This is a genomic window from Sphingobium fuliginis, assembly GCF_004152845.1.
In the GTDB taxonomy this organism is placed as follows: domain Bacteria; phylum Pseudomonadota; class Alphaproteobacteria; order Sphingomonadales; family Sphingomonadaceae; genus Sphingobium; species Sphingobium fuliginis.
In genome coordinates this window covers 490,077-502,462 of sequence record NZ_SEON01000001.1, presented here as the reverse complement: position 1 = coordinate 502,462, position 12,386 = coordinate 490,077, and the positions used below count along the sequence as shown (strand labels likewise).

At 65.7% G+C, this 12,386-nt stretch carries 14 protein-coding genes; 13 read left to right on the top strand and 1 reads right to left on the bottom strand.

The features are described 5' to 3' along the window. The first annotated feature begins 113 nt into the window (after positions 1–113). The 4 genes from EWH10_RS02615 (at position 114) to EWH10_RS02600 (ending at position 2,560) form a co-directional block, all read left to right on the top strand. Entirely contained in the window at positions 114–1,052 is a 939-nt protein-coding gene (locus EWH10_RS02615; protein ID WP_044660154.1) for a polysaccharide lyase domain-containing protein, read from the top strand. A gap of 77 nt (positions 1,053–1,129) precedes the next feature. Beyond that, a complete protein-coding gene (locus EWH10_RS02610) occupies positions 1,130–1,546 on the top strand; it encodes a DUF5990 family protein (protein WP_044660153.1) in 417 nt (138 codons plus the stop codon). Between the two features lie 80 nt (positions 1,547–1,626). Further along, positions 1,627–1,830 carry a hypothetical protein gene (locus tag EWH10_RS02605; RefSeq protein ID WP_025546994.1) on the top strand — a complete coding sequence of 68 codons (204 nt, stop codon included), beginning with the start codon at positions 1,627–1,629 and terminating at the stop codon, positions 1,828–1,830. 121 nt (positions 1,831–1,951) lie between these two features. After that, positions 1,952–2,560 carry a hypothetical protein gene (locus EWH10_RS02600; protein ID WP_044662765.1) on the top strand — a complete coding sequence of 203 codons (609 nt, stop codon included), beginning with the start codon at positions 1,952–1,954 and terminating at the stop codon, positions 2,558–2,560. Positions 2,561–2,627: 67 nt separating this feature from the next. Here the strand turns inward: EWH10_RS02600 and EWH10_RS02595 are convergent, their stop codons facing one another. Then, a complete protein-coding gene (locus EWH10_RS02595) occupies positions 2,628–4,025 on the bottom strand; it encodes a helix-turn-helix domain-containing protein (RefSeq protein WP_044660152.1) in 1,398 nt (465 codons plus the stop codon). Between the two features lie 149 nt (positions 4,026–4,174). Here EWH10_RS02595 and EWH10_RS02590 point away from each other — a divergent pair, with 149 nt between their 5' ends. From EWH10_RS02590 to EWH10_RS02550, 9 genes are all read left to right on the top strand, one after another. Beyond that, on the top strand, positions 4,175–5,767 hold the full coding sequence (locus EWH10_RS02590) for an isocitrate lyase (RefSeq protein ID WP_025546991.1): 1,593 nt from the start codon (positions 4,175–4,177) through the stop codon (positions 5,765–5,767). A 222-nt stretch (positions 5,768–5,989) separates the two neighbouring features. Next, the gene (locus tag EWH10_RS02585; RefSeq protein WP_025546990.1) at positions 5,990–6,676 is read left to right on the top strand and encodes a glutathione S-transferase family protein; all 687 of its coding nucleotides are present in this window, start codon (positions 5,990–5,992) and stop codon (positions 6,674–6,676) included. A 139-nt stretch (positions 6,677–6,815) separates the two neighbouring features. After that, entirely contained in the window at positions 6,816–8,270 is a 1,455-nt protein-coding gene (gene leuC / locus EWH10_RS02580; protein WP_044660151.1) for a 3-isopropylmalate dehydratase large subunit, read from the top strand. Positions 8,271–8,379: 109 nt separating this feature from the next. Then, complete coding sequence (gene leuD / locus EWH10_RS02575) at positions 8,380–8,973, top strand: 3-isopropylmalate dehydratase small subunit (RefSeq protein WP_044660150.1); 594 nt, start codon at positions 8,380–8,382, stop codon at positions 8,971–8,973. A gap of 60 nt (positions 8,974–9,033) precedes the next feature. Then, entirely contained in the window at positions 9,034–9,357 is a 324-nt protein-coding gene (locus EWH10_RS02570) for a DUF1476 domain-containing protein (protein ID WP_025546988.1), read from the top strand. A gap of 19 nt (positions 9,358–9,376) precedes the next feature. After that, on the top strand, positions 9,377–9,610 hold the full coding sequence (locus tag EWH10_RS02565; RefSeq protein WP_025546986.1) for a BolA/IbaG family iron-sulfur metabolism protein: 234 nt from the start codon (positions 9,377–9,379) through the stop codon (positions 9,608–9,610). Positions 9,611–9,667: 57 nt separating this feature from the next. Next, positions 9,668–10,000, top strand: a complete 333-nt coding sequence (gene grxD / locus EWH10_RS02560) for a Grx4 family monothiol glutaredoxin (RefSeq protein WP_025546984.1) — start codon at positions 9,668–9,670, stop codon at positions 9,998–10,000. Positions 10,001–10,479: 479 nt separating this feature from the next. Further along, positions 10,480–10,848: a BlaI/MecI/CopY family transcriptional regulator gene (locus EWH10_RS02555; protein WP_025546982.1), complete on the top strand. Its 369-nt coding sequence runs from the start codon at positions 10,480–10,482 to the stop codon at positions 10,846–10,848. Then, positions 10,845–12,356: a M56 family metallopeptidase gene (locus tag EWH10_RS02550; RefSeq protein ID WP_044660149.1), complete on the top strand. Its 1,512-nt coding sequence runs from the start codon at positions 10,845–10,847 to the stop codon at positions 12,354–12,356. The genes EWH10_RS02555 and EWH10_RS02550 overlap by 4 nt, the downstream gene beginning before the upstream one ends. Positions 12,357–12,386 lie beyond the last annotated feature (30 nt).

The following is a 12,386-nucleotide window of genomic DNA, read 5'->3' as shown; positions in this document are numbered from 1 at the left end:
GGAACCATGCCGGGCGCAAGGGGGCGTTTTCCCGCTGTCCCATAGCGGAACAATATTTCATTAACCATGACTCCGCATTGGCCGCAGAAAGGCGCTCCTCTATATCCTTGGATATGCGCCTTTTTTCGACTCTCCTGCTTGTATCCGCCGCCGTGACGGCAACCGCGCTGGCGCAGGGGGTGACGTCGCCCTTCACCGTGGCGGAAAGCGGGCGAAGCTATGCGACGCTGGGGGACGCGATCCGGGCGATCGGCAATGGCCGCGGCACGGTGCTGGTGGCGCCGGGCAGCTATGCGCAATGCGCGGTGCAGCAGGGCGGCGACGTCACCATCCGCGCGCAGAAGCCGGGCACCGCCATCCTCGACGGCGTGGCCTGCGAGCAGAAGGCGGCGCTGGTGCTGCGCGGCCGGTCGAGCACCATAGACGGCCTCATCTTCCAGAATCTGCGCGTGCCCGATGGCAATGGCGCGGGCATCCGGCTGGAAAGCGGCAACCTGACCGTCGCCAACAGCCTGTTCCGCAACAGCGAGGAAGGCATTCTGACGGGCGACGCGCCGGGCAACGCGATCAGCATCGACAGGTCGACCTTCCGCCATCTGGGGCGCTGCGACCGCGACCTCGCCTGCGCCCACGGCATCTATGCGGGCCGTTACGGCAGCCTGACCGTCACCCGCTCCCGCTTCGACCAGGGCGATGGCGGTCATTATCTGAAAACCCGCACGCCCCGCGTCGCCATCACCGACAACAGCTTCGACGACAGCGGCGGGCGGCTCACCAACTATATGATCGACCTTTCCAACGGCGCGAGCGGGACGATCAGCGGCAATGAAATGGTGCAGGGCCGCGACAAGGACAATTACAGCGCCTTCATCACCGTGGCGCCGGAGGGGCGGGAGCAGGACAGCACGAACCTCTCCATCGCGAACAACCGCGCCTCCTTCGTGCCGGGGTTGCAGCGCAACAGCAGCTTCGTCGCCAATTTCACCGACGACGCGGTGAAGATCGGCCCGAACCGTCTGGCAGCCGGCATCAGGATCACCGATCGCCGCTGACGGCGCCAAATTCCGCCATCGGCTCGCATTCTCCTATAAGCTTGACCCTTTCCGAAGCGATTGGAGGGCAAGCGATCATGGCGAAGCGGACGATCATTCTCCGTCTGGTGATCGACAATCCGGTTCCGGATGTCACCTATAGCCTGCAAGACAGAAAGGGTGCGCCGGTAGGCCCGGTGGTCGCGCGCAACGAAGCCCTTCGCTTCGATGTGCCGGTCCAGCTCGCGCCGGGGCCGAAGCTCAGCGGCGAGTTCGTCCGCCGGGAAGGTCCAGAACGCCGCTTCGTCTATATCGCCATCGGCGGTCAGGCCGGCGATCCTGCGTCCCCGTGGAGCCGCCGTGCCAAGATCGACGTTCACGATATTTCTCATGATCTTCTGGAACAGGCGGCGCCGCCTGCGGCGCTGGAATGTCACTTGCCCGGCCGCGCCAGGGATGACGGCCCGTCCTGCGCCACCATTCAGCCGCTCGACGGCTGGCGGGTTGCGAACTGAGGAGCAAAGGTTGCTTCTCACCCCGAAATGCATCCGATCCGACTTGCATGGCCTGACCGCCGCGCCGATAATCCCTGCCCATGCGCACCACCTACAACTCGGCCACCGTCCGCCTCTATCATCTTAGCGACGCTGACGGCGGCGGCGCGGCGACGACGCTCTTTTACGGCCCGTTGAGCGAAGCCCTGCGCATCGCGGAGCAGCAGCCGCAGGATGTGCAGGACGGCCTTTTCCTCGCCACGGACAATGACGTGGTGGCTTATCTCGATCTTATGGAGGGTTAGCTTTCCGGGGCCATCGGCGCCTCTCTCGACCCCGGAACAAAGCCCGGCAAAACAGGTTGATCCCGTGCAGGCGGCGGGCGTCGACAGCGGCTTTGCGAAGGCCGTGGAGGAGAGAGATGTCATGGTCACTCTGACCCCGCTGGAAGTCGGCCTGGCGCTTCTGGCGCTTGTTCTTGTCGTTGCGGTCGCCGTCATGGCCATCGCCCATCGCCGCCGCGCCGATCTGCGCGCCCGGTTCGGCCCGGAATATGGCCGAACCGTGGAAATGACCGGCAGCGCGCGCAAGGCGGAGGCGGAACTGCAACAGCGTGAGAAGCGCGTCGCCGCCTTCCCCATCCGTCCGCTTTCGCCGCAACAGGCCGATGCCTTCACCGACGCCTGGGTGCGGGTGCAGGCGCAGTTCGTCGACGATCCGCAGGGCGCGGTCTCGCGGGCCGACGTGCTGCTGGCCGAGGTGATGGAGGTGCGCGGCTATCCCGTCGTGGACTTCGAGCAGCGCTCGGCCGACCTGTCGGTGGACCATCCCGAAGTCGTCCAGAATTATCACGCGGCCCATGACATCGCCCTGCGCCATGCGCGGGGCGACGCGGATACCGAAGACCTGCGCCGCGCCATGATCCATTATCGCGCGCTGTTCGACGATCTGGTGCATGAGCCGGTCGATCACCGCATGGCGCCTTCGGTCTCGCGGCTGAGGCAGGACGATGTGCGCGGGCCTGATCCGCGCTGAAGCCAAAAAGGGGCGGACGGGTCCGGCGCAGGTCAGCCGGACCCGCCACGATCCGCCGCCGCCGCGCTCACCCGTCGGCGAAACCGAAGGGCGCGTGGGTTCGCCGGAAATCCTCCGGCAGCATGTCGCGCCCGATGGGCGGGGCGGATCGCGCCATGCACTGGCTGCGATGGCACAGGCGGCAGGTGACGCCGATCGGCGTGGGTTCGGGCGTGGCCTCGCCAGTCGTGTAGATCAGCCGATGGGCGTGCTCCGCCGCGCAGCATAGCGCGATCGCCCGCTCGATCTTCGGCGCGCCCCAGCCGCCGCCGCCCGCCGTCACCGTCCGCGCGATGGAAAAGAATCGCTGCCCGTCGGGCAGTTCCAGCCATTGCGTCAGCAATTCCCTGGGCCGCTCGAACGCATGATGCACCGACCAGAGCGGGCAGGAGCCGCCATGGCGCGCAAAGGGAAAGCCCGCGCTGTCCAGCCGCTTGCTGACATTGCCCGCATGGTCGACGCGCAGGAAGAAGAAGGGAACGCGCTCCTGCCCCGGCTTTTGCAGCGTGGTGAGGCGGTGGGCCGTCTGCTCGAAGCTCGCGCCGAACTGCCGGGCCAGCGCCTCCACATCGTAACGCCGCGCCTCCACCGCCTTGGCGAACGCCGTATAGGGCATCAGGATCGCCGCCGCGCCATAGCTGGCCAGCGCCCTGCGGGTCAGCCGCCGCCCGCTCTCGCTCGCGAACTGGCCGTCCTTCAGCACCGCGTCGAAATCGCGGCGCATCTCCAGATAGGCGATCTGCAACGCCAGTTGGAACTGGGTGCTCGCCCCGTCCAGCGCGTCGTCCAGCAGCACCGCGTCGCGGTGCCGGTCCAGCCGCCGCATCGATCCCGCCATGACGTCGGGCGGCAGGCGCCGTACCCGCAGATTATGCTTCGCCTTCAGCCATGCCGACAGGCTCCCCGCCGCCTCCACCTCCTGCGCCAGCTTTTCCCCCGCATCGTCCAGCAGCGGAAAGCTGTTGCGCCGCGCGCCCAGGAATCGCCGCGATTCGGCCACCGGATCGGGCGCCTCGGCGGCATCTTCCCGCTCCACGCCCCGGTCCGCCAGCGCCAGTTGCTCCTCGCGATAGGCGGTGTGCAGCCGCAGCAAAGCCTCTGTGATCCCCGGATAATTGACCGCGACATCCCCGGTCGCCAGCACCGGCAGGTCGATGTCCGCGAACATCGGGTCCCTCAGCACCGCCTGCAATCGCGCGGTCTGCTCGGCGCCGCCGTCGCCCGCCAGCTCGCTCATGTCCATCTTGTAGGTGCGGGCAAGGCGCAACAGCATGTCGGCGGTCAGCGGCCGCTGGTTGCGCTCCAGCAACGCCACATAGCTGGCGGAAATCTCCAGATCCGCCGCCATGTCCGCCTGCGTCAGACCCAGTTCGCGCCGCAGCCTGCGCAGCCGCGGCCCCATGTAAACCGGTCGATCCTTGGCCATTCGTCAAGCGCTCCTGTGCAGCCTTTACAACTTTACACGCAATTCTTGTAAAGTTCTACAACTGAACTTCACGCCCCCTGCCGCACCCGCGAAAGCCCGATTAGAAAAACGCCATTCATTCACCACATCGTTCATGGGATCGAGCTGTCATGACCTACCAACAGGAAATCACGAAGGCTGGCGCCACCATCGGGGGTCAGGGCCATTGGGACGGCATCGCGGCCGAATCGGTCGCCCGCATGCGTCTCCAGAACCGTTTCCACACCGGCCTCGACATCGCGCGCTACACCGCCGGCATCATGCGCCGCGACATGGCCGCCTATGACGCCGATCCGGCCAACTACACCCAGTCGCTGGGCTGCTGGCACGGCTTCATCGGCCAGCAGAAGATGATCAGCATCAAGAAGCATTTCGGCACGACCAAGGGCCGCTACCTCTACCTCTCCGGCTGGATGGTCGCCGCGCTGCGCAGCGAATTCGGCCCGCTGCCCGACCAGTCGATGCATGAGAAGACCAGCGTCCCCGCGCTGATCGAGGAACTCTACACCTTCCTCCGCCAGGCCGACGCCCGCGAACTGGGCATGATGTTCCGCGACCTCGACGCCGCCCGTGAAGCCGGCGACGAAGTCAAGGCGCAGAAGATCAGCCATGACATCGACAATTACGAAACCCATGTCGTCCCGATCATCGCGGACATCGACGCGGGCTTCGGCAATGCCGAGGCGACCTACCTGCTGGCCAGGAAGTTCATCGAGGCGGGCGCCTGCTGCATCCAGATCGAGAATCAGGTTTCGGACGAAAAGCAGTGCGGCCACCAGGACGGCAAGGTCACCGTGCCGCATGAGGACTTCCTCGCGAAGATCCGCGCGGTCCGCTACGCCTTCCTGGAGCTGGGCGTCGACGACGGCATCATCGTCGCCCGCACCGACTCGCTGGGCGCCGGCCTCACCAAGCAGATCGCCTACAGCAAGGAAGATGGCGACCTGGGCGACCAGTATAACAGCTTCCTCGACGTCGAGGAGGTCACCGACTTGGGCAGCCTGCGGGGCGATGTCGTGCTGGCCCGCGGCGGCAAGCTGTTCCGTCCCAAGCGCCTGCCGTCGAACCTCTTCCAGTTCCGCACCGGAACCGGCGAGGACCGCGTCGTGCTCGACTGCATCACCTCGCTCCAGAACGGCGCGGACCTGCTGTGGATCGAAACCGAAAAGCCGCATGTCGAGCAGATCGCCGGCATGGTCGACCGCATCCGCGAAGTCGTGCCCAATGCGAAGCTGGTCTACAACAACTCGCCCTCGTTCAACTGGACGCTGAACTTCCGCCAGCAGGTCTTCGACGCCTGGACCGCCGAGGGCAAGGATGTCAGCGCCTATGACCGGGCGAAGCTGATGAGCGCCGATTACGACGCGACGGACCTCGGCCGTGAGGCCGATGAGAAGATCCGCACCTTCCAGAAGGATGCGGCGGCGCGGGCCGGCATCTTCCATCACCTCATCACCCTGCCGACCTATCACACTGCCGCTCTGTCGACCGACAATCTTGCCAGGGAATATTTCGGTGAGGCAGGCATGCTCGGCTATGTCGAGGGTGTTCAGCGCAAGGAAATCCGCCAGGGTATCGCCTGCGTCAAGCATCAGAACATGGCCGGTTCGGACATTGGCGACGACCATAAGGAATATTTCGCGGGTGAAGCGGCGCTGAAGGCCGGCGGCGCACACAACACGATGAATCAGTTCGCAGCCTAAGGGCTGCGGCGGGAACCAGTTTGCAGCCCGAAGGCTGCCGAACGGTCCGGATCGCGGGAGTGCAGTTCCCGTGATCAGGGTGGAAGGACTTGGCGGCCCGGAGCCTCGCGCTCCGGGCCGTTTTTTTGCATAAGGCCAGCTGTGAAACCCTTGTCCCGTTCCGGCTTTCGCAGGGCGGCAGGCAGGTCTATTCCGGACGCTCCGTTCTACCGGGAGAAGCCGATGTCCTACACCCTCGTCACCGCCAACCGGAATTATTCGAGCTGGTCGCTGCGCCCCTGGGTGCTGATGAAGGCGCTGGGCATAGCCTTCGAAGACCGGATGGCGCCATTCGCCGCCGCTGAAAACTACGCTGCCTTCCGCGAATTTTCGCCAACGGGCCAGGTGCCTGCCCTGATCGACGGGGACCGGACCGTCTGGGATTCGCTGGGCATCACGCTCTATCTGGCGGACAGGCATGCGGAAGTCTGGCCGAAGGAAGAAGCCGCGCGGGCGTGGGCGCAATCGGCCGTGGCGGAAATGCACAGCGGTTTCGCCGCCCTGCGCAATGATTGTCCCATGAATGTCGGCGTGCGGGTGGAACCGCACCTGCCTTCTCCCTCCCTGAACCGCAACATCGCCCGGCTCACCGAATTATGGGGGGAGGGGTTGTCCCGCTTCGGGGGGCCGTTCCTGGCCGGGCCCGCCTTCACTGCCGCCGACGCCTTCTATGCACCGGTCGTTTTCCGGGTGCGCACCTATGGCCTCGATGTCGGTCCGGTGGCGCTTGGCTGGGTCGATCATATGCTGGCGCTGCCCGCGATGCGCGAATGGGAAAGCGCGGCGCTGGCCGAAACCTGGCGCGAGGAAAGCCATGAAGCGGAACTCGGCGCCGCGGGGCGCATCGTGCGGGACGACCGGGCGATTTGAGCCCGATGTCCAGCGTGCACGCCGCGTCCGGCTAACCCGTCGGCGCGGCGTCCTGCGGTCGGGCTATCTCCAGCGTCAGCAAAAAATGGCCGCTTTTCCCCTTTTCCCCTGTCCTGTCTGGGTCTAGGGGGAAATCACTATGGTCAAGCCCCGCACACTCTATGAGAAGATCTGGGACGCGCATGTCGTCGAGCGCCGTCCCGATGGAACCTGCCTGATCTACATCGATCGCCATCTCGTGCATGAGGTGACGAGTCCCCAGGCGTTCGAGGGGCTGCGGATCGCCGGGCGCAAGGTGCGCCGTCCCGAACTGACGCTGGCGGTGCCGGATCATAACCTGCCGACCACGGCGCGGCGCGACGCCGCGGGCCGCCGCATTCCCATTGCCGATCCGGAAAGCGCGCAGCAGCTTGCGGCGCTGGAGCGGAACGCGCCGGAATTCGGCGTCCGCCTGATCGGGGATGCGGACCCCGAACAGGGCATCGTGCATGTCGTCGGGCCGGAGCAGGGCTTCACCCTGCCGGGGACGACTTTGGTCTGCGGCGACAGCCATACCAGCTCGCACGGCGCGCTGGGGGCGTTGGCCTTCGGCATCGGCACGTCGGAGGTCGAGCATGTGCTCGCCACCCAGACGCTGCTCCTGAAGCAGTCCAAGACCATGGAAGTCGTGGTCGAGGGCGAATTGGGCTATGGCGTCACGCCCAAGGATGTCGCGCTGGCGATCTGCGGGCGGATCGGCACGGCGGGCGGCACCGGCTATGTCATGGAATATCGCGGGTCGGTGTTCCGCGACATGTCGATCGAGGGACGGCTGACCGTCGCCAACATGTCGATCGAGGCCGGCGCGCGCTCCGGCCTGTTCGCGCCTGACGAAAAGACTTTCGCTTATCTGGAAGGCCGCCCGATGGCCCCCAGGGGCGCGGAGTGGGATGCCGCCGTCGCCTATTGGAAGACGCTGGCGACGGACGAAGGCGCGGTGTTCGACAAGAGCGTGGTCATCGACGCCGCCGACATCGTGCCGAGCGTCACCTGGGGCACCAGCCCCGAAGATGTCGTGCCGGTCACTGGCGTGGTGCCCGATCCGGAAAGCTTTGCCGACGCCTCCAAGCGCGCGGCCGCGCAGAAGTCGCTCGACTATATGGGCCTCTCCGCCGGACAGCGGATGGAGGATGTGGCGATCGAACATGTCTTCATCGGCAGTTGCACCAACAGCCGGATCGAGGATCTGCGCGCCGCCGCTGGCCTGCTGAAGGGCCGCCGGATCGCCAGCGGCATCAAGCATGCCATGGTCGTGCCCGGTTCCGGGCTGGTCAAGCGCCAGGCGGAAGCCGAAGGCCTGGACCGCATTTTCACCGAAGCCGGTTTCGAATGGCGGGAGCCGGGCTGCTCCGCCTGCCTGGGCATGAACCCGGACAAGGTGCCCGCCGGCGAGCGCTGCGCATCCACCAGCAACCGCAATTTCATGGGCCGGCAGGGGCCGGGGTCGCGGACGCATCTCGTCTCGCCCGTCATGGCTGCCGCTGCCGCGATCACCGGACATCTCACGGACGTACGCGAACTGATGGGTGAAAAAAGGGGAGAGGCGGTCGCATGAAGAAGGTATTCTGGCTGCTGGCGCTGGGCGCGCTGGCAAGTGCCGCCATGGCGGCGACCCTGGGGCGCGCGGAAGACACGCCGCGCCCGGCGAGCAAGCAGGCGCATTGATGGAAAAGCTGAATATCGTCGACGGCCGGGCCTATCCGTTCGGGATGAAGAATGTCGACACCGACATCGTCATCCCGGCGCATTGGCTCAAGACCATTTCCCGTGCGGGCTTGGGCAAGGGCGCCTTCGAAGTGCTGCGCAAGGAACCGGGCAATGTCTTCGACGATCCCGATTATGCGGGCAGCCCGATCCTGATCGCGGGCGACAATTTCGGGTGCGGGTCCAGCCGCGAGCATGCCGCCTGGGCGCTGGCCGACCTTGGCATCAAGGTGGTGATCGCGCCCAGCTTCTCGGACATTTTCTCCGGCAATGCCTTCAAGAACGGCATATTGACGGTCGTCCTGCCGCAGGAGGCGATAGACCGGCTGATGGAGGTGGCCAGGACGGACCCCATCCATGTCGATCTGGAGCATCAGACCGTCACGACACAGTTTCAGGACCGCTTTCAGTTCGAGATCGATCCCTTCCGCAAGCGTTGCCTGCTCGGCGGTCTGGACGAGATCGGGCTGACATTGGGGCAGGCGGACGCGATCGGCGCGTTCGAGGCGAAGGACGCCGGAACGCGTCCCTGGCTCGTCCCCGCCGTTGCGTAAGCGTCCCGATCTTCCTATTTCGGATCGGACGATCCATTTCACCTTTTACAGGGCACAGGCATGACAACCTTCGACGACCGCGAAAAGGCCTTTGAAAATATGTTCGCGCACGATCAGGAGATGCAGTTCCGCATCCAGGCGCGGCGCAACCGCCTTCTCGGTGAATGGGCGGCGGCGAAGATGGGCCTGACCCCCGAGGAAACGGACGCCTATGCCAAGGCGGTCGTGCAGGCCGATTTCGAGGAAGCGGGCGACGAGGATGTGATCCGCAAGCTGCTGGGCGACATGACGCAGGCGGGCATCGACATCGACGAGGCAGGCGTTCGCGCCGCGTTGGACGAGCAGCAGGTCATCGCCCGCCGCATGTTCATCGAAGCCCAATAAGCATCAGGACCCTTTCGCCATGCCGATGGCAGCCGAGGAAATAGCGGACATGATCCGCGCCGCGATCCCCGATGCGGAGGTCGAGATCACCGACCTTGCCGGTGATGGCGATCATTATGCGGCGCGTGTCGTGGCGGAGAGTTTCCGGGGCATGAGCCGCATTGCGCAGCAGCGGGCGGTCTATGCCGCGCTGGGCGGCCGCATGGGCGGCGTGCTCCACGCCTTGCAACTGACCACCGCCGTTCCCAATTAACGGCCATTGGACGAAATGCGCCTTGATAGCGGCGCCTGACAGGAATGGACCCAGATAATGACCGACGCCGTGCAGCAGCGGATTGCGGAGATCGTCAACGGCAATGATGTCGTGCTTTTCATGAAGGGCACGCCACTATTCCCGCAATGCGGCTTTTCCAGCCGCGCCATTGCGATCCTGGAACATCTGGGCGTCGCCTATGAAAGCGTCGACGTCTTGCAGGATCAGGCGGTTCGCCAGGGGATCAAGGCATTTTCCGACTGGCCGACCATTCCCCAGCTCTATGTGAAGGGCGAATTCGTCGGCGGCAGCGACATCATGATGGAAATGTACGAGGCCGGCGAGTTGCAGCAGTTGATGGCCGATCAGGGCGTCGCCGCGGCCAATTGAGCGCTGGCTAAAGCGAATGGAGCGGGCGGTTCGGTCATCCGGGCCGCCTTTTTCATGCCTGTCGGGTCCTGATGCGGCCCTTCGGATGACGGGATGCTGAGTGGGGACGGAGCTTGTCGAAGCCCGCATGGAAAATGGCCGTCGAGACCGGTCCTTCTTCGGCGAGTTCGGCCGCCATCGAGGCAAGCCAGTCGACAGGTCTGGTTTAAGGCCCGGCGCTGCACGGGGACCCGGGTGGGAGGATGCGGCGGAGACTGGTGCCGCATCCTCCCGGGTAGTCGAACGATCGGGTATGTCTGAAACGACGCAAAGCCTGTGCCAACCATCGGGAATAACCCGTTCCCGCGCCTTAAAAAGGTTAATGCCGGTCCGGCCGATCCCGGCGCTGTAAACCGCACCGACAGTTCATGACATACACTTGACTACAGATGTAATCAATGCGATTACGTCTGTAGTCGATTCTGATGCGGACGAGTCCCTTGAGCGAGAAGATCAGCGAAGCGGAACTGGTGGTGATGGAGGCGCTGTGGGAACGTGCGCCGCAGACCGCCGCTGATGTCGCGGACCGCGTCGCCGCCGGGCGCGACTGGAGCGTCCAGACCGTCAAGACGCTGCTGTCCCGGCTGATGGCCAAGGACGTCATCGCCGCCGATCAGGATGGCCGCCGCTTTTTATATCGCCCGCTCGTCGCGCGGGAGGAGTATGTTGCCAGCGAGTCGGGGCGGTTGGTGAACCGGCTGTTCGGCGGGCGGGTGTCGCCGCTGGTGGCCCAGCTCGCCAGCCAGGACCAGTTGACGGCGGAAGATATTGCCCAGCTTGAGGAAATCCTGAAGGGGTTGAAATCATGAGCGTCTGGATCGCGGAAACGCTGATCGCCATGACCCTGCTGATGGCGCTGGTCATGCTGCTGCGGCAGCCTGTGGCGCGCTGGCTGGGTGCAGGTGCGGCCTATTGGCTATGGCTGCTGCCCTTCGCTCGCATGGCCTTGCCGGCCCTGCCGCGAGAGGTCGCCAGCCCTTCGCCCCTGCAACGGGCGGTTGACCAGGCGGGCTTGCCGACCTTGCTGGATGCGGCGCCGGTGGCGCTCCCGGTCAGGTCGGACTGGAGCATTCCCTGGCTGGAGATCGCGGTGTCGATCTGGCTGCTGGGCGTGGTCCTTTTTCTGGTCGTCCAGGCGGTCGGCTATGTCCGCTTCCGGCGTTTCATCCTGAAGGACGCGGCGCCGATCGGGGAAGAAGGCCGCATCCGCATCGTCAGCAGCCCACAGGCAGGCGGACCGCTCGCCTTCGGGGTGTTCCGTCCCGTCATCGTGCTGCCCGTTGATTTCGCGTTGCGTTTCGATCCCCAGGAACAGGCCATGGCCATCGCCCATGAGCGCGCCCATCATCAGGGCGGCGACCTGGTCGCCAATATGGTCGCGCTGTTGCTGCTGGGCCTGCACTGGTGCAATCCCGTCGCGTGGATCGCGTATCGCGCCTATCGGGCGGATCAGGAACAGGCCTGCGATGCCCGGGTCCTGTCGCTCTACGGCCGGGATCAGGCGCATGCCTATGGCCGCGCCATCTTGAAGGCTGCGGGCGGCCGCCAGTTTGCCGGCGCCTGTCATCTCAATCGCATAACCGCACTCAAAGGGAGGCTGAAAATGCTCTCTGCCCATGAAGTGTCGCTGCGCCGCATCAGCTGGGGCATGGCGGCGGTCGCCCTGGTGACCGCGTCCGGCCTGGCGCTGACCGCGTCCGGCAGCCGGGCGGCGCAGCAGGTCGCCGCGATCACCGACAAGGTGGATTCGATGAACTTCGGCAGGCTGGCCGATCTGGTCGCCCAGCCTGCCTCCGCCAGCGAGATCGCCCTGACCGAAGCGCCGAAAGCCGCGGCCACGCCCCCGTCCCCGTCCTCGTCCGATGCGAGAGACGCTGAGGAGATGGCGGTCCTGCCGCCGGCGCCTCCCGCTCCGCCTGCTCCTCCGGCGCCTGTTGCCGACATGGCGCTGCCGGCGCCGCCGGTTCCCCCCGCGCCGCCCGTCGGCCTGCGCGACGAGGGCGACCGCGCCTTGAGCCACGCCATGCCGAGCGAGGCTGAAATCCGCCGCATGGTGCCGCATGTCGACGTTGCGAATGGCTGCGAGAACGGCAAGAGCGTAAGCCAGCGGGAGACGGTGGATGCCGATGGCCGCCGCCGTATCCGCGTCCGCATCTGCCAGGACCAGATCGAGGCGCAGGCCCATCGCGCCGCCCGCGCCGGACTGATGGCCGCCCGCGCCCAGATCGCTGCGGCAGCCCGGATGTCGGACAAGGTCCGGGCCGAGGTGTTGCGCGATCTGGACAAGGAGATCGCGCATATGGATGGCGAGGATTGACGGGCGAGATCCGGAGGGCGCCGCCGCCAC

Bases quoted from the DNA above. Each gene is read 5' to 3' on its own strand.
- grxD (WP_025546984.1), top strand. From the start codon at position 9,668: ATGACCGACGCCGTGCAGCAGCGGATTGCGGAGATCGTCAACGGCAAT.
- EWH10_RS02615 (WP_044660154.1), top strand. From the start codon at position 114: ATGCGCCTTTTTTCGACTCTCCTGCTTGTATCCGCCGCCGTGACGGCA.
- EWH10_RS02565 (WP_025546986.1), top strand. From the start codon at position 9,377: ATGCCGATGGCAGCCGAGGAAATAGCGGACATGATCCGCGCCGCGATC.
- EWH10_RS02610 (WP_044660153.1), top strand. From the start codon at position 1,130: ATGGCGAAGCGGACGATCATTCTCCGTCTGGTGATCGACAATCCGGTT.
- EWH10_RS02585 (WP_025546990.1), top strand. From the start codon at position 5,990: ATGTCCTACACCCTCGTCACCGCCAACCGGAATTATTCGAGCTGGTCG.
- EWH10_RS02550 (WP_044660149.1), top strand. From the start codon at position 10,845: ATGAGCGTCTGGATCGCGGAAACGCTGATCGCCATGACCCTGCTGATG.
- EWH10_RS02600 (WP_044662765.1), top strand. From the start codon at position 1,952: ATGGTCACTCTGACCCCGCTGGAAGTCGGCCTGGCGCTTCTGGCGCTT.
- EWH10_RS02605 (WP_025546994.1), top strand. From the start codon at position 1,627: ATGCGCACCACCTACAACTCGGCCACCGTCCGCCTCTATCATCTTAGC.
- EWH10_RS02595 (WP_044660152.1), bottom strand. From the start codon at position 4,025: ATGGCCAAGGATCGACCGGTTTACATGGGGCCGCGGCTGCGCAGGCTG.
- leuD (WP_044660150.1), top strand. From the start codon at position 8,380: ATGGAAAAGCTGAATATCGTCGACGGCCGGGCCTATCCGTTCGGGATG.
- EWH10_RS02570 (WP_025546988.1), top strand. From the start codon at position 9,034: ATGACAACCTTCGACGACCGCGAAAAGGCCTTTGAAAATATGTTCGCG.
- leuC (WP_044660151.1), top strand. From the start codon at position 6,816: ATGGTCAAGCCCCGCACACTCTATGAGAAGATCTGGGACGCGCATGTC.
- EWH10_RS02590 (WP_025546991.1), top strand. From the start codon at position 4,175: ATGACCTACCAACAGGAAATCACGAAGGCTGGCGCCACCATCGGGGGT.